The sequence below is a fragment of the Kibdelosporangium phytohabitans genome (assembly GCF_001302585.1).
In the GTDB taxonomy this organism is placed as follows: Bacteria; Actinomycetota; Actinomycetes; order Mycobacteriales; family Pseudonocardiaceae; genus Kibdelosporangium; species Kibdelosporangium phytohabitans.
On the sequence record NZ_CP012752.1, the window covers coordinates 4177437 to 4194447 of the forward strand.

Annotated in this window: 10 protein-coding genes and 1 pseudogene; 5 read left to right on the plus strand and 6 right to left on the minus strand. The window is 70.6% G+C overall.

The genetic code is table 11. The annotated features are described in order from the left end of the window. Positions 1 to 15: 15 nt before the first annotated feature. The 3 genes from AOZ06_RS19145 to AOZ06_RS19155 are packed head-to-tail and all read left to right on the plus strand — an operon-like array spanning position 16 to position 7227. Positions 16 to 3066, plus strand: coding sequence for an AfsR/SARP family transcriptional regulator (locus AOZ06_RS19145; RefSeq protein ID WP_054290658.1), 3051 nt, complete (start codon positions 16 to 18; stop codon positions 3064 to 3066). After that, positions 3063 to 3407, plus strand: coding sequence for a hypothetical protein (locus tag AOZ06_RS19150; protein ID WP_054290659.1), 345 nt, complete (start codon positions 3063 to 3065; stop codon positions 3405 to 3407). Before AOZ06_RS19145 ends, AOZ06_RS19150 begins: the two co-directional genes overlap by 4 nt. Beyond that, positions 3400 to 7227: a hypothetical protein gene (locus AOZ06_RS19155; RefSeq protein WP_054290660.1), complete on the plus strand. Its 3828-nt coding sequence runs from the start codon at positions 3400 to 3402 to the stop codon at positions 7225 to 7227. Before AOZ06_RS19150 ends, AOZ06_RS19155 begins: the two co-directional genes overlap by 8 nt. Before the next feature lie 156 nt (positions 7228 to 7383). On the opposite strand, the pseudogene AOZ06_RS19160 reads toward AOZ06_RS19155, so the two are convergent. The 5 genes and pseudogenes from AOZ06_RS19160 to AOZ06_RS60045 form a co-directional block, all read right to left on the minus strand. After that, positions 7384 to 7614: pseudogene (locus tag AOZ06_RS19160) on the minus strand (ARPP-2 domain-containing protein); the annotation flags it as partial. Between the two features lie 24 nt (positions 7615 to 7638). Further along, entirely contained in the window at positions 7639 to 9033 is a 1395-nt protein-coding gene (locus AOZ06_RS19165) for a hypothetical protein (RefSeq protein ID WP_054290662.1), read from the minus strand. 159 nt (positions 9034 to 9192) lie between these two features. Next, complete coding sequence (locus AOZ06_RS19170; protein WP_042191572.1) at positions 9193 to 9462, minus strand: helix-turn-helix domain-containing protein; 270 nt, start codon at positions 9460 to 9462, stop codon at positions 9193 to 9195. A gap of 91 nt (positions 9463 to 9553) precedes the next feature. Beyond that, entirely contained in the window at positions 9554 to 12385 is a 2832-nt protein-coding gene (locus AOZ06_RS19175; protein WP_054290663.1) for an FAD-binding and (Fe-S)-binding domain-containing protein, read from the minus strand. Positions 12386 to 12489: 104 nt separating this feature from the next. Continuing rightward, positions 12490 to 13062: a hypothetical protein gene (locus tag AOZ06_RS60045; protein ID WP_225954786.1), complete on the minus strand. Its 573-nt coding sequence runs from the start codon at positions 13060 to 13062 to the stop codon at positions 12490 to 12492. 261 nt (positions 13063 to 13323) lie between these two features. Here AOZ06_RS60045 and AOZ06_RS61275 point away from each other — a divergent pair, with 261 nt between their 5' ends. Together AOZ06_RS61275 and AOZ06_RS19185 are read left to right on the plus strand one after the other, a co-directional pair. Then, a complete protein-coding gene (locus AOZ06_RS61275; protein ID WP_257721476.1) occupies positions 13324 to 13458 on the plus strand; it encodes a hypothetical protein in 135 nt (44 codons plus the stop codon). A gap of 6 nt (positions 13459 to 13464) precedes the next feature. Next, positions 13465 to 14157 carry an alpha/beta fold hydrolase gene (locus AOZ06_RS19185; RefSeq protein WP_225954785.1) on the plus strand — a complete coding sequence of 231 codons (693 nt, stop codon included), beginning with the start codon at positions 13465 to 13467 and terminating at the stop codon, positions 14155 to 14157. Here AOZ06_RS19185 and AOZ06_RS19190 read toward each other — a convergent pair. Further along, a complete protein-coding gene (locus AOZ06_RS19190) occupies positions 14104 to 16920 on the minus strand; it encodes an AfsR/SARP family transcriptional regulator (RefSeq protein WP_083471792.1) in 2817 nt (938 codons plus the stop codon). The two genes, AOZ06_RS19185 and AOZ06_RS19190, sit on opposite strands and share 54 nt — an antisense overlap. Between the last annotated feature and the right edge of the window lie 91 nt (positions 16921 to 17011).

Consider the following 17011-nt stretch of genomic DNA (forward strand, 5'->3'; position numbering starts at 1 on the left):
GGAACGGTGACTGCGGTGGAGTTCGGTCTGCTCGGTGCGATCGAGGCGCGCGCCGGCAGCCAGCAGCTCGACTTGGGGCATGCCCGGCAGCGGCTCGTTTTCGCGGCCCTGCTCGTGGACGCGGACCGGTTGGTACCCATCGCGGATCTCGCCGGACGGATCTGGGGCGACAACATCCCGCACAGCGGACTGACCCCGCTCTACGGCTACGTCTCCCGGTTGCGGCAGGCGCTGGCGCCGATCGAGCAGGACGTGCGGATCGTGCGCCAGCCGGGCGGGTACGTGGCCGCGGTCAGGCCCGCCACGGTCGACCTGCACAGGTTCCGGCAGTTGCTGGCGCAGGCGCGGTCGACCGACGAAGCTGAGCAAGCGATCGGTTTGTTCAACCAGGCGTTGGACTTGTGGCGCGGCGAGCCGTTCGCCGGTGTCGACAGCCCGTGGTTCAACAACCAGCGCGCGGTGTTGTTGCGGGAACGCGAGTCCGCCGAGATCGACGTGCGGGACCTCAGGCTGCTGTGCGGTCAGCACACCGCCGTGCTGACCGAGGCGTCCGTGGCGTTCGACGCCGACCCGATGAACGAACGCGTTGCGGGGCAACTGATGCTGGCGCTGTACCGGCACGGGCGCCAAGCCGGGACGCTGACGTGCTACGAGCGGATCCGCTCGCACCTGGCCGACGAACTCGGCGTGCCACCGAGTCCGCAGTTGCAGGGCCTGTACTTGCGGATCCTCGACGCGGACCCGCAACTGCTCGTGACCGCCGGGCACGCGCGGACGCGGACCGTGCCCGGTGAGGTGCGAGCCTGGTCGGCGCCGGCGCTGCTGCCGCCGGGCGTTCCCGACTTCACCGGCCGGATGGCCGAGACCGCCTTGCTGTTCAAGCATTTGAGCCAGGGGTGGAACGCGGGACCGTCGGTCGTCACGATCGTCGGCATGGGCGGGATCGGCAAAACCGCCTTGGGCGTGTACGCCGCGCACAACGCGGCCCCCGCGTACACAGACGGTCAGCTGTGGGCGAACCTGCACGGTTCCAGTGCGACCCCGGCCAAACCCACCGACGTCCTCGCGAGATTCCTGCGAGCGCTGGGCGTTCCGGAGCGTGCCATCCCCATCGACCCGGACGAACGCGTCGCGGCGTACCGCACGCTCGTCAACGGCCGCAGGATCCTGGTGCTGCTGGATGACGCAGCGTCCGAGGAGCAGGTCAGGCCGCTGCTGCCGGGCACGCCGACCTGCGCGGTCGTGATCACCAGCCGGGCCGGGCTGACCGGGCTGGAGGGCGCGCACCGCGTCGACCTCGACGTGTTCGCCACGGACGAGGCCGTCGACCTGTTCACCCACATCGTCGGCGAGGACCGCGTCAGGGCGGAACAGTCCTTGGCGGCTGACATCGTCGAGTTGTGCGGCGGCTTGCCGTTGGCCGTGCGCATCGCGGGCGCGCGGCTGACCGCACGGTCCAGTTGGCGGCTGGCGCACCTGGCCGCCATGCTGGGCGACGAGCGGCGCCGGTTGGACCAGTTGTCCGCCGGGGACCTGGCCGTCCGCGCGTCGCTGGCCCTGAGCTACCGCGGCCTGGACGAGCAGCCGCGCAGGCTGTTGCGGTTGCTCGGCTTGTTCAACGCCCCGGATTTCCCGCCGTGGCTGGCGTCCGTCGTGCTCGGCTGCCCGGTCGACGAGGCGACCGGGTACGCCGAGGCGCTGGTGGACGCGCATCTGCTGACCACATCCGGCACGGACGCCGCGGGCCAGTACCGGTACCGATTCCACGACCTCGTCCGGCTGTTCGCCGCGGAACGGGCACAGGCGGAGGAGACCGCCGACAGCCGGACGGACGCACTGGTGCGTGGCTTCGGCGGCTGGCTCGGCCTGGCCGAACGGATGGCGGTGTCCGTGCCCGGCCCGTGTTTCGCGCCGATCAGCGGCCCCGCGCCGAGACCGCCGACCGGCCACGTGCTGCCGGACTTCCGGCCGGAGTGGGCGGCCGACTGGTTCGACGCCGAACGCGGCGCGCTGCTGGCCGCGGTGCGCCAGTCCTGCCGTCTCGGCATGACCGACGTGGCGTTCGACCTGGCGCAGCGGATGGAGAAGTACTTCGACGTGCGCGGCATGTACTCCGACTGGATCGCGCTGAACACCGAGGTGCTGCGGCTGTGCCGGGAATCGGGCAACGCACTGGGCGAGGCGGTGATGCGGCGCGGTCTGATCGACGTCACGACGTGGGCCACCGACAGCGCCGACGCGATGGAACGCCAGTACGCCGAAGCCACGCGCTTGAAGCAGATGTTCACCGATCTCGGTCTGCCACAGGGGAGCGCGGACGCCGCGTTGATGTGCTCGTGGTCGCTGACCGCCAACGGCGCGCACGTCGACGCGATCCGCGCGGCCGAGGAGGCACTCGAGCTAGCCACGCGGTCGGGCCACCTCGGCGGCCGGGCGCGGGCGGAACTCTCGCTGGCGTTGGCGCACTTCGAGAACCGCGACCTCGCGGAAGCCGTCCGGCACGCCGGCAACGCCCTCGACCGCGCCGGTGAACTCGGCAACGCCCGGTGTGTGGCCACCGCGCTGCAGTTCGCCGGGATAGGGCAGCGGGTGCTGGGGAATTTCGAGGCCAGCAAGCGGATGCTGGACGAGTCGCTGGCCATCTCACGGTCCTACCGGGACAGTTACACCGAGGCGCTCACCTTGCTGGCGTTGGCACGCCTGTACTTCAGGATCGGTGACGCCACCGCGCGGCCCGCCGCCGAAGCCGCGGTCGCCCTCAGCCGCGACTACAACATGAGCCACCACCTCGCTGAGGCACTGGAAGTCCTCGGCTGCGTCGAGCTGGCCGACGGGAACAACGCCGCCGCCGTGACCTGTCTGGAGGAGTCCGTCGCGCTGTGGCGCAACCGGGGCTGGCACTCGTTGCACGCGACCGCGCTGACCAGCCTCGGCAAGGCCTACGCGGACACCGATCCGCAGGCCGCGGGAAACGCGTGGCGGTCCGCGCACGATCTCTACGTCCAGGTGGGAAACTTGGCGTCGGCGGCTGAGGTCGCCGCACTCGGCACGGGAGGTGGCACGTGAAGGCAGGGCGCGTGGTCCTGATCCTGACCTGCTTGGTCGTCGCGGGCCTCGGCACCTGGTTCGTGCTGGCCCAATGGGACGTCGCGAACCGCGTCGCGACAGTGTCCTCGGCGCTGGGAGCGGTCGCGGCCGTCGGGGTGGCGATCTGGGCGGCGCTCAGAACCACCAGCGGTAACAGTGTTCGCGCGTCCCGCACGGGCAACGCCACGGCCCGCGGAAGCGGATCGTCGGCCAACACCGGGGTTCGTGTCAGCGGGGCGTCCGGTGCCCTGCGTGCGGACCGGACCGGGGAGGCGACCGCCTCCGGTGGCGGTTCGGCGAACACCGGCGTAGATGGCTGACGGGGAACGCCTGCCCCGCAAGGTGGACGCGAGGCGGACCGGCGCGGCGGAGGCGGCGTCCGGTGGGTACGCCAACAGTGGCGTGCACATCGGGTCGATCTACTCCTATCCGCGTGCCCGGTCGCGATATCGCGAGCAGGTCAGGCAGATCGCCCCGCCCGAGCTGATCGGCCGGGACAGCGAACTCGCCGACCTGGCGTCCTTCTGCGCGGGCAGCGAGTCGTACGCCTGGTGGCGCGCGACGAAATGGGCGGGCAAGTCCGCGCTGATGGCGTGGTTCGTGCTGCACCCGCCGCCGGACGTGCGTGTCGTGTCGTTCTTCGTCACCGGGCGCCTGGCCGGTCAGGACCATCGCGGCGCGTTCGTGGACGTGGTGCTGGAACAGCTCGCCGAGCTGCTCGGCGAGCCGCTGCCCACGTTCCTGCCCGAGGTCACCAGGGAACACCACCTGGTCGGGATGCTGGCCGAGGCCGCGCAACTGTGCCGTCACGACGGGAAACACCTCGTGCTGGTGGTCGACGGCCTCGACGAGGACCGTGGCACGGCGCAGTCGCACAGCATCGCGGCGCTGCTGCCGGTGAAGCCGCCGGACGGGATGAAGGTGATCGTCGCGGGGCGGCCCAACCCGCCCGTGCCACAGGACGTCGACCGCGACCACCCGTTGCGCGATCCCACGATCGTCCGGCCGCTCACGACATCGCCCGCGGCCCGCGTGATCCGTGACGACATGGAACTGGAGCTCGACCGGCTGCTGACCGGCTCGCAGGCCGAGCAGGACCTGCTCGGCGTGCTCACCGTGGCGGCCGGTGGGCTCAGCGGCGCCGACCTGGCTGAGCTGACCGGGTCGACGCCGTCGGCGGTCCGCCGCACCCTGCGCAGGGTCGCGGCCCGCAGTTTCGACACCAGGCCGGGCACGTGGCGCGGGCCGGAGGTCTACCTGCTCGGCCACGAGGAACTGCAGGCGACGGCGGTGGAGGAGTTCGGCGCGGCACGCCTGGAGACCTACCGAGGCCGCCTGCACGCCTGGGCGGACGGCTACCGGGCGCGTGGCTGGCCGGAGGATTCGCCGGAATACCTGCTGCGCGGGTACTTCCGGATGCTCGTCGCGCAGGAGGACCTGGCCAGGATGGCCGGCTGCGCGACGGACGCGGCACGCCAGGACCGCCTGCTCGACCTGTCCGGCGGTGACCTGGACGCCATCGCGGAACTGACCGCCTGCCAGGAAGCCGTTCTCGCGCGGCCGGACGTGGACCTGCCGGTGATGGCACGGCTGGCGATCCACCGCGACCGGCTGATCGAACGCAACGACAACATCCCCCGGCACCTGCCCGCGCTGTGGGCGAGACTCGGCCAACGGTCCCGCGCCGAGGCCCTGCTGCGGATGATCACCGACCTGGCGGAGCACGGCCCCGCCGCGGTGTCGCTCGTCCAGGCACTCGCTGAATCGGGCGACGCCGCGGCGGCGGAAGCGGTCGCCGCGTCGATCACCACGATCGACCACCGCGCCGAGGCGCGGATCGCCATGATCAAACCACTGGTGCGGCAAGGCGATCCGGCCGCGGCGCGCACGATCGCGCAGCTGATGCCGTCGACGGGCTGGCAGGTGGAAGCGGTCGTCGAACTCGCCGAAGCACTGGTGGACACCGATTCCGCGCAGGCAGGCGTGCTCATCGACGCCGCCGAGCAGCTCGCGAAAGGCATCGAGGAGCCATACCTGTACGCGGGTGCGCTGATCCGGGTCGCGGGCGGGGTCGTGACAACGGGCGACAGCGACCGGGCCGAGCGGCTGCTGCAGACGATCGTCGACCTGAACAGGGGAATCTACGGCCGCGTCCGGATGGTCGGCGCCGCTCTCGCCAGGCAGCAGTTCGACAACGCCCTGCGCTGGGCGAAGCAGATCTCCAGCAAGGACGAGGAAGCCCAGATGCTCGCGGCGGTCGCGCACGCCGTGGCGAAGTCAGGGGACCTGGACAGAGCACGCGAACTGGCCGTCGAGTCCCACTGGGCAGTCGGCGAAGCCGGCACCGACCGGCACGAACCGGCGGCCGCCGGGATCGGTGCCATGGTGGCCGCCCGTGACATGGGCAAGGCCAGACAGTGGCTGGCCGCGGTCCCCGACGGCGACCACAAGGACACCGTGCTGGTCTCGGCCGCGACGGCGGCTGCCGAAACCGGCGAACTCGACTACGCGGCCGAAGCGATCTCGGCGATCACCGGGACACGAGCCCGGTCCGAGGCGCTGGTGGTGCTGGCCGAGGCCCACCTCGCTGCCGGAAATCCCGAGCAGGCGCGGGAGTCGGCCGTGCGGGCGGAACGGACCACGCGGTCCGTGGTGAGCGTGCAACAGTGGACCTGGGCGGCGCTCGAGGTCGTGCGGACCGCGGAGCGGATGGGAAACCTGCGCCGAGCACACGAGTTGGCGCTGGCAACCGTGGCCAGGGCGCTGCCGGTGGCCCACCAGTGGGCCGCCGAACCGACGACGACACTCGCCCGGTGTCTTGCCCGGCTCGGTGAGGTGGACAGGGCCACTGAGCTGATCGCGGCGATGCCCGACCCGGAGGACCAGGTCGCCGCTGTGCTGCGACTGGGCAAACCGCGACTCGTGCACGCTCGTCTCGACTGGCTCGCCGACCGGATCGAAGCCATCACGGGCACCCACGGGCGGGACAAGGCGTGGGCATCGGCTGCCAGGGTCCTGGCCGGGCAGCCGGACACGGCACTCGCCATCGCCACCACGGTCGCCGACGACAACCGCCGGATGGAAACCTTTCTGGCACTGCTCGACCCCGATGACCCGGAGCGTGTCCTCGAACACGTCACGCACGCGTACTGGTACAGCGAGGCGCTCGTGCGGCTCGCCGCCCGCCCTGACCTGATCGGCCGGTTCGCTGTCGAACCGATCCCCCAGGTGGAATGGCGTTTCCGCGTACTGCTCAGCTACGCGAAGTCGTTGCTGCGCCACGGTGAGAACCAGCGCGCACGCGACTACCTCGACCAGGCGCAAGCGTGCGCCAACCAGATGCCCAGCCCCTACGGCCAGGCTCGGGCGTTGCTGAAGCTGGCCGACCTGATGAACACGCCACGGTATGCCGCTGAGGCGCAAGAACTCCTGCGGCGGGCCGAAGCCGCGGCGACGTACGTGCCACATCCGGGCCGCCGGGCCGACATGACCGGCGCGGTGGTGAAATCCCTCGCCGCGCGCGGCGACTTCACCAGGGCCGAGCAGCTCGCCACGACGATCGGCCGCCCGGGACGGCGGGCCGAAGTCCTTGCCGCACTGGTGAAGACCTTGATCGCGGCCGGCGAGATCGACCGCGCGCAAGCGCTTGCCGTCACGATCGAACACTCCGGACGGCAAGCCGAGGCGGTCCTGGCCGTCGTGAAGTCACACCCCGACGCGGCCACGGCCGTCGCACTGGCCGAGCGGATCCCGAACCGCGACTACCAGGCCGAAGCGTACGCGTGGCTGGTCGCGCGCGCCGGGCAGTGGGAGCTGGCCGACCGAATCCGGACGATGCTGCCCGAAGTGTCGAGCCGCAACACGCGCAGCCGCGCGATCCGGGACGTGGCCGGCGCGCTGGCCCGCTCCGGCGGCGTCGAGCGCGCCGGGAGGTTCGCGTCGTCCATTGCGGACCCCGCCGACCAGGCGACCGCGTGGCAGGCGCTGGCCGGTCACCTGCCCGGCCGGGCCGTGGCGCGGATCCTGCACCTGCGGCACTGGAGTGAAGCGCTCGACGTGGTCGACCACGCGGTCCTCGACGTCATCACGGCTGAGGTTTTCGCTGAGCAGCGCGGTAGTGCGCCAGCACGTGCTCCTTGAGCAGGTGCCCGAAGCCCGCCGCTTCCAGCCGCATCCCCCGTTGCGCCTCGGTCGTGCCGATGGCTTCCGCCGTGCTCGGCAGGTGCCAGTCGTGCGCCGCCAGCTGGTGCAGCAGGTAACCGCGGCGGACCTGCTTCTCCGACAGGCGGAACGTCTTCAGGTACGCCGTTCGGTGATCAGCTCGCCGATGTGGTTGTCCTGCTTGGGCAGGAAACCGGGCAGGAACCGGGTCAGCGTGTAGTCGCCCAACTGGTACCCGCGGCTCATGCTGTACTTCGCGTCCACCAGCCCGGACACCATCGTGTCGTGGAACTGCGGCCACACCGGCCGCTGCCGTGCCACGGCCACCCTGAGATCGGCCAACGTGTGCACATGCGTGTCGCTGAGCCGCGGTGAGGTCGAGGGTGGCCATCATCCCTCCAGGAACCGGGAGACCCGGTCGTCGAAGTGCGCCCGCAGGTCGGCCAGGCCCGCGCGGCCCTCGGTGAACCGGGCGAACTCCACCAGTGCGGGCACGTCCTCGGCGTCACGCACACCCACTGTCGGCACGTGCCCGAGTCCTTTCACGTCGAAGGTGCCCGCGTCGTACACCGGGTTGAGGTGCACGACGCTGACCTTGTGCTCCGGGTCGAGCCGTGTCCGCCACACGCGCAGGACCTCGGCCGCCATCCCGGCCGGGGCGTTGTCCCACCCGTCCGACACGATCAGCAGCCGGTCCGGGCCGTGGTCCAGCCCGTCGAGAACACGCTCGCCCAGCGCGGTGACGCCGTACGGGTACGCCAGCAGCGCGTCCGTCCGCCCTGACGTCCACAGTGGAACGTAGGTGTCCGCCAGCGCCTCGAACAGCAACGAGCAGGCCAGCGCCACGGCAAGGGGACGCCTGCGTTTCTGGCCCGACCCGTACGTGGAGAAGCTGTCGTCCAGCACCGCGACCACCCGGCCCCAACGTCCCGCGTCCCGCCCGGCGACACGTGCTGCCGCCGCCCGCAAGGCCCCTGTGAGCTCGGTACGGCGGCCGGCGCGCTCGGAGAGCGGCAGGGACAGCGCGTACGACGCCAGGCGCGTCAACGGCATCCTGGTGAGGTCCACGGCGATGCCGGCGTCGTTGCGCTCGGCGGTTGCCTGCGTCCGCAACTGTTCGCCCCGGGTCATCCTCGGCGCGATGCGTTCCAGGAACGTGCTCCGGTCGATCTTGTGCTTCGCCGCGAAGCCCTCCGCGACCGTGTACGGCAGTTCGTACACGGAGGCCTGCTCGTAGTGGGCCCGCCGCCACGTCTCCAGAATCGGCGTCTCGTAACGGGGCCTGCCGCCGAACAGGAAGTCGCCCAGCTCACTGTCGGACGGCTCCGGGTGCGTGTGCCGCAAGGCGCGCTTGAGCTGGGAGCGGTACTTGACGGCGTCGAACGCCGGATCGGGCCGGTGCGCCAGCCAGTCCCGCACGATCGCCCGAGTCCGTCGATTGTTCACACGCGACTGTCGCAGCCCGCGCAGCAGCCGGTACACCTGTTGCGGTGCCACGAGGCACAACCTGCGGCCGATCAGCGCACCTTCCAGGCGCCGCTGCTCCAGGTCCGTGTCACCGGGCGTGGCCAGCAGCCTGTGCGCGATGAGCACCGCGTTGTGGTCGTTGATGTCCAGCGCGAGGGTCGCCGCGTACAGATCACGGTAGTTGCCGATCATGTACTCGTGCAGGAACCCGAGCGACAGCTGTTGCTCCTGCGCCGAGCTGTGGAACTCGCGCTGCCCGCTCGACGTGATCGCAGCGTTGACGAACATGAGCATGTCCTCGGCTGCGATGAGAACCATCGTCCCCTCCCCGGGCCTGCGAAAACCGGCCGGGGAATGGAGGCACGATCTGCGAAGCAAAGCTGAAAGGGCATGTTCCGGAAGTCGCACCGGAGTCCCACGGCCGACCAGGGAAACCTAGCAGCCCGGGACTCCGTCCGCGAAGCGGATTACACCTCGTCACGCTGGTAGCTGTGTCGGCTCACCGACATCCGCGCACAGCGAGGCGATGTAGTCCAGCGAGATGTCGAGCGCGTCCGCGATCGCGGCGACCGTGAAGAACGACGGGCTCGGAATCCGGCCCGCCTCGATCTTGCGCAACGTCTCGTGCGACAGGCCTGTCTCGCCTGCCAGCTGCACCAGGCTCATGGAGCCGCGTGCCGCTCGTAGCACCGCGGCCAGTTGCTTGCCGCGTTCCCGTTCTTGGGGTGTCAGGGGAGCCCGCACCATGGATCAACGGTAACCCAGATCGGGGTGTGAGTCACCTCCGGCGGTGCGCAGGTGCTCAGATCCGCTTGCGAAACGCCGTGGCGGCCGGTGCTCAACCGGACGGCGAGTGACGTGTCTCTCCATTCTGGACACCCTGGGCCAGCAGTTCCGCGAGGTGCAGCGCGCTCCGGCCGGTCAGCTGGGCGATCTGCGTGCGGCAGCTGAAACCGTCGGCCAGCACAGCGGTGTCGTCGCCCGCCGCGCGCACGGCGGGCAGCGTCGCCTGTTCGGCCGCGGCGACGGAGACCTGGTAGTGCTCTCGTTCGAACCCGAAGTTTCCCGCCAGGCCGCAACAACTCGCGGGGATCGCCGTGTTGTCCACGCCTGCCCGGCCGAGCAGTTCGGCGTCGGCCGCCGTCCCGGTGTCCGCGTGCTGGTGGCAATGGGTCTGGCTGATCGATTTCGCCGCCAGGACCGGCGGTTGGTAGCCGTGCTCGACCAGCAGCTGTGCGAACGTGCGCACGCGGCCGGCGGTCCGGTGCGCCGCCGGTGTGCCGAGCAGGCGCGGCACGTCCGTGTGCAACGCCACCGTGCAACTGGGTTCCATGCCGACGATCGGAACGTCCGGCACCCGGTCGAGAGTACGCACAGTTCTCGTCATGACGCGCCGCGCGGTGCCGAGCTGGCCGGTGGTCAGCCACGTCAGGCCGCAGCACCGCGTGGCCGGCGGGACGATCACCCGGAAACCGGCCGATTCCAGCACTTCGACGCCCGCACGCAGCACATGCGGGGTGAAGTGGTTGTTGAACGTGTCGACCCACAACAGCACCGGGCGGCCACTGCCTGCCGGACGAGCGCGGAACCACTGCAGGAACGTCCGTGTGGCGAACCGCGGAAGGGCCCGTTGTGGCGCGATTCCGCCGAGCCGCTTGATAGCGGGTGCCGCTGCGGACTGTGTCACCGCGTTGACCAGCCGTGGCGCCCCCGCGGCCAGTCGTGACCACAAAGGAAGCCACCCCATGGAGTAGTGCGACATCGGCCGCGGCCTGCGGCGGTAGTGGTGGTGGAGGAACTCGGACTTGTACGTGGCCATGTCCACGCCGACCGGGCAGTCCGTGGCGCAGGCCTTGCAGGACAGGCACAGGTCGAGCGCGTCCCGCACCTCCGCCGAGCGCCAGCCGCCGGTGATCACCTCGCCCTGCGTCATCTCGTACAGCAACCGCGCGCGGCCCCGTGTCGAATCGCGCTCGTCCCCAGTGACCCGGTAACTCGGGCACATCACCGAACCGGACATGTTCCGGCACTTGCCGACACCGACGCACCGCCGGGCGGCCTTGGTGAAGTCGCCGTCGTCCTCGGGATAGCCGAACACCGTCGGCAGCGGCAGCGGCACACGCGACGGTGACACCCGCAAGTCCTGATCGGACGGTCTCGCGTCCACCACCATCCCGGGGTTGAGCAGGCCGTCCGGGTCCCAGATCCGCTTGAACCGGGCCATCAGGGTCATCGCCTGCTCGCTGTAGACCAGGCCGAGCAGGTCCGAACGGGCCTGGCCGTCGCCGTGTTCACCCGACGGCGAACCGCCGTGCGCGGCGACCAGCCGGGCGGCGTCGCCGAGGAAGCGCCGGAACTCCGTCGTTCCGCGCGTGGTGCCGAAGTCGAACGACAACCGGACGTGCAGGCAGCCTTCGCCGAAATGCCCGTACGTGGCGCCCCTGAGCGAGTACCGCGCCAGCAGTTCGGTGAACTCACGCAGGTACGCGCCGAGATTCTCCGGCGGTACGGCGGCGTCCTCCCAGCCCGGCCACGCCTCCGCGCCACCGGGCAGGCGCGTGGCCAGCCCCGCGCCGTCCTCGCGGATGCTCCACAACGCACGCTGGTCCACGGGATCCGTGGCCAGGTGCCAGCCCCGGAACCCGGCGGTCGCCGACGCCGCCGCGACCAACGATTCCGCCGCGGCGGGGGAGTCGATCTCGGCGAACAGCCACGCGTCGCCGCCGGGCAGCCGGTCGAGCGCGGCAGGCCGGGTGACCATCCTGGTCAGCGCGCGGTCAAGGCCTTCCAGCGTCATCGGTTCGCACGCGACCAACGCTGGCACGGCGTCCGCGGCGGCGAACGTGCCGCTGTAGCCGAGAACCAGCAGTTGACGCTGTCGTGGCCGGGTGACCAGCCGAAGTGTGGCCGACAGCACCACGACACAGGTCCCCTCGGTGCCGACGAGTGCCCGCGCGAGGTCGAACCGGTTCTCCGGCAACAGGTGCTCGAGCGAGTACCCGGACACCTGCCGGGGGAAGCGGCCGAACTCGGTGCGGATGGTACCGAGGCCGTCGAGTGCCAGATCCCGTACGGCCGCCAGGATCCGGCCGGATTCGCCGCCGCGGGCGATCGCCGCGTCCAGTTCCGCCCGGGTCGCCGGGCCGACGGTCATGATCGTCCCGTCGTAGGTCATGACTTCGAGCGACAGCACGTTGTCGCTGGTCTTGCCCCACGCGAGGGAATGCGACCCGCACGCGTTGTTGCCGATCATCCCGCCGATCGTGCACCGGCCGTGCGTGGACGGATCCGGCCCGAACACCAGGCCGTGTCCCGCGACGGCGGCCTGCAGTTCGTCCAGCACCACCCCGGGCTGGACGACCGCCGTCATGGCGTGCGGGTCCACGTCGAGCACTTTGTTGTAGTGCCGGGAGAAGTCCAGCACCACCCCGTTGCCGACGGCCTGGCCGGACGTGCTGGTGCCGCCGCCGCGGCACGTGATCGGCGCGCTGTGCCTGCGGCACGCGGCCACAGCGGCGATCACATCGTCCCTGTCGCGCGGGAACACCACGACTCGGGGGATCCGGCGGTAGTTGGACGCGTCGGCCGAGTACAGGGCCAGTGTGCCCGCGTCGGCGGCGACGCCACCGCGTACGGACCCGCGCAGGTCGTCGATCAGTTCAGTGCTCATACCGGCGACAAGCCTACGCCGAGGTCACAGTGTCCTATGTAGATGGAGCGGGCCCGTGCCGGGATCCGGCACGGGCCCGCCCTTTCTCAGGGGTGGGGGTGAGGTTATTGACGTGCCTCGGGTGACCCCTTCAACGTGCAGATGGACGGAGCCATCACCTCGGACGGGCTGCCCCAGCCGGCGCACCGGTACGAGGAGTGGCCGTACCAGTCGTGACCGAACTCGTGCGCCGCGAGCAGCGCGTCGTCACCGACACCGCCCATGTACAGCGCGATGCGCTGACCCTGGCCCCAGTTGCAGCCGACGATCCGGCCACCGGCACCGCAGTCGGAGATGTAGGAGTTGCGGCACTCGACCGGCGTACCGCCGCCTTCGGTCAGGCCCTGCCACGCGGCGGCGCCACGGCGGATCGCCGCGGCGTGCTGCTGGCAGGACGAGGTGATGTAGTAGCTACGCCGGGTCGGCACCGGCCACGCCTGGATTCCGGCCTCACCGGGCAGTGCCGCGGGTGTCGCGGGCAGTTGACCGGCTTCGACCTCCTGGACGGAAGTCGCGTGCGGGGCACCGGCGGAGTGGTCGTGCGAGTCCAGGTCGACCTGGACGGCCGGACCGAGGAACGCGAGCGACAGACCGGCGAATATCGCCAGCCCGTAGCGGGAGCACAGCTTTTTCAGCATGAAGGTGTCCTTCACTCTGCAGGGGTAGTGACGGCGAGGGGGCAAACCTCACCAAGTGGACTCCCGCAAGGTAAACCCCTAACCCGCGGTCGTTCAATAGACCTTCGTAGGTATTAGCTCCCGGCTATATCTGGGCCTGCACCACGGCACTTGGTACGGCAGGGAGCCTGGTGAAAGGTCTGTGTCCATGCCATACGGACACGAGCGGCGCACGGCGAAAAGGCGCTGCCTGCGACGGGATCGGATGTCATGATCACTCCCATGAGGTACGTGATCGATCCCGTACGGCTCGGGGAGACGCGGCTGGCCGACGGCCGCGTCCTCGGCTGGGCCGAGTGGGGACCGCCCGGCGGCCTTCCCGTCCTGCTCTCGCCTGGCGCCGCCACCAGCAGGTGACTGGGGATGGGCGAGACCGGGGACGTCCGGGTGATCTCGGTCGACCGGCCAGGACTCGGTGCCTCGACAGGCAAACCCGGTCGGACGTTCGCCGGCTTCGCCGAGGACATCGGCGAACTGATCGCGGCGCGCGGGCTGGGGCGGCCGGCCATGGTCGGCAATTCGCAGGGCGCGCCGTTCGCGTTGGCCTGTGCCGCATCGGTTTCGGCGCTCGCCCTGGTTTCCGGCGCGGACGAGGTCGCCGCACCCGGGTTCGAGCTGCCGCCCCCGGTGCGCGACCTGGTCGACCGGGTGATCGGCGATCCGGCCGGTGCCGAGGAGTTCTTCGCCGGGTTCAGCGCGGACGCCATGTGGGACATGGTGATCGGCAACTGCGGGGAGCACGACCTCGCCGTCTACCGCGAACCCGGGTTCGCGGCGGCGTACCGGCGTGCCATGGACGAGGCGTTCGCCCAGGGCGCCGCCGGATACGCACGCGACACCGTGCTCGCGATGGGCCGGTGGCCGTTCGCGCTGGAGCACATCGGCATCCCGGTGACCATCTGGTACGGCGAGCACGACACGAGCCACTCACCGGATCACGGGCGGCTGCTGGCTTCCCGGATCCCCGGCGCGGTCAGGCACGTCGTCCCGGGCGCGGGCGGTTCACTCATGTGGACGCACACGAACGAGATCCTCCGGGCACTGACCCAGCGCTAGGCCGATCGGATCCGGCACGGCGCTGCCTGCCCGGAACTCGGTGTCGAACGACGCGCCCAGGGCTGCCCGCAGCGCCTCGGCGGTCTGCAGGTGCGCACCGCCGAACAGCCCGATGGGTTTGACGCCGACCCGGGTCCGCATCTGGTGGGCGGCCCCGAGCAACCGCGCCGAGTGCGTGAGCTGACCGTCGGACGCGCATGCCCACGCGAGCGCTTCGACTGCCCACAAAGGACCCCAGCGGTCGCCGAAGTCGTGCTGCATGCGCAACGCGTCACGGATCAGCTCGACGGCCCTGGCCGGATCGCCGTGCCGCAGCTCGGTCAGCCCGTCGCACCAGACCGCCCACGAGTACGCCCACGGCGCCTGCTGTTGCCGTGCCTCGGTCAGGCACACCGAGCTGGCCCCGTGCGCGCTCTCGCTGTCGGCGAGCAGGATGTTCGCGATGGCCCAGAACAACGTGGCCATGTACACGTCCCCGGTCTCGGCCATGTCCCTGCGGGCGCGGCCGAGCAACGCGATCGCCGACGGGTCCGCTTTGACCAGCATCACGTAGATGCCTTCGGCGAACATGGTCGTCGGCGTCGGGTTGTGCATCCGGCAGACGGCGATCAGCTCGTCCGCCGCCTGCTGATCTCCCTGCATGGTCGCGATCCAGGTGAGCAGGGCGGTCGCGTCGGCCCGTTGCGGGCTCGGGTCGGCTGTCGCGGCGAGGGCCTGGGACAGCCAGTACCGCCCTTCGTTGGGATTCCCGATGAAGAAACAACATCGGCTCAGGTTCGTGGCCATCTCCAGTGCCTCGGCCGTGCCCGCGCCCGAATCCAGTGCGGTCCGGATGTTGGGCAGCTGTTCGCGCATCAGGTGCTGCCACTCCAGTTCACGCGGGCTGCACCAGTTGTGCGTCACGCCGTGGCGGACCAGGCACTGGTAGAACGCGCGGTGCGCCTGCCTGAGCCGCTCGGTCGCGCCGAGCTCGTCGAGTTTCCCCGCGCCGTATTCGCGCAGCGTCTCCATCATCGAATACCGTGTGCGCTCATGATCGGTCGCGGCGGTCACGATGGACTTGCCGACCAGCCCGGCGAGCAGGTCCATGATGTCGGCACGGTCGATCTCGCCACCCGCGCACACCGACTCGGCGGCCACGAGGTCGAACCCGCCGGTGAACACCGACACACGCGCCCAGAGCAGTCGCTCCGGCGGTGAACACAGTGTGTGGCTCCAGTCCAGCACCCCGCGCAGCGTCGCCTGCTTGCCGGGCCTGGCCAGCAGCCGGAACCGGTCGTCGAGCCGGTCGATGATGTCCTTGATGGACAACGAGCTCAACCGGGCGGCGGCGAGCTCGATGGCCAGCGGCAGCCCGTCGAGCCGTTGGCACAGCTGGTTCACGACCTGTTCGTTCACGGGCGTGACGCGGAAACCCTGGACCGACGCGGCGGCGCGGTCGGCGAACAGCCGGACCGCCTCATCGCCCGCCAAGGGCGGCAACGCCACCAGGTGCTCGCCCGGCACACCCAGCTGCTGGCGGCTGGTGGCCAGGACACGCAGGCCCGGCGCGGCGCGCAACAACGTGGTGATCAGGTCGGCCACCGGTGCGGCGACGTGCTCGCAGTTGTCCACTACCAGCAGCAATGCCTTGTCCCGCAGGTACTCCACCATCACGTCGCGCCTCGCCCGCGCCGAGTGGTCCTCGACGCCCAAGGCGTCGGCGACGCACCGGTCGAGCGTGCCCGGATCGGTGAGGCCGCGCAAGCAGGCCAGCCAGACACCGTCCGGGAAGGACTGGCGTGCCGCGATCCTCGTGGCCAGCCTGGTCTTGCCGACTCCGCCGACCCCGGTCAGCGTGACCAGCCGGTGCCCGGTCAGCAACCGCGTCACCAGATCGAGCTGGCGACCGCGGCCGACGAACGACGTCAGCTCGGCGGGCATGCCGCCTGGACGCGCTTCCAGAGGCGCCGCCACGTCCGCGGTCAGCTCCGGATCCGCCGCGAGCACCCGCGCGTGGACGTCCCGCAGCTCGGTGCACGGGTCCACACCCAGCTCGTCGGCCAGCCGCGCGCTGACCGCGCGGTAGCACTCGAGCGCCTCACTTTGCCGTCCAGCACGGTAAAGGGCCAGGATCCGCTGCACCCAGAACCGTTCCCTGAGCGGGTGCGCGCCGGTCAGGTCGCGCAGTTCGGGCAGGACGTCCTGGTGCCTGCCCAGCCGCAGGTCGATCTCCAGCCGCAGCTCGATCGCGGTCAGCCTGCGTTCCAGCAGCGCCGGTACGACGTCCGAGCGCAACACGTCGGAGGGAACATCGGACAGTGGCTCGCCGCGCCACAGCCCCAAAGCCCCACGCAGCAAGGTGAACGCGTTGTTCACCTCACCCGCGGCGATACCGGCCCTGGCTCGCGTGGTCAGCGCGTCGAACCGGAACAGGTCGATCGCGTCCTCGGCGACCTCGATCGCGTAGCCCTCCGGCCGTGTCCTGATCGGAGCGGCTTCGCCCAGCGTGCGCCGCAGGCGTAACACGTAGTTCTGCACAGTGTTGCGGGCACCGGAGGGTTGGTTGTCGCCCCACAGCCGGGCGAGCAGCGTCCGCAACGGCACCACCCGGTTGGCGTCGACCAGCAGAGACGCGAGCAGTACGCGGTGTTTGGCGGCGTTGATCGCCACAGGCTCCCCGTCGGCGAGCACTTCGAGCGCGCCGAGCAGCCTGAACTCGTAGTCCACTTCGATCCCCCGATAGGTCGTCCGGCTCGTCCACAGTGGCCAATGACTGGCCATTGGCGGGTTCGTGGCGAGGGAGTGACCGCGACGTTACCGGGACGCGAGCGGTCGTCGCCATCGTTCTTTGGCACGACCGGGCGCCGCATGC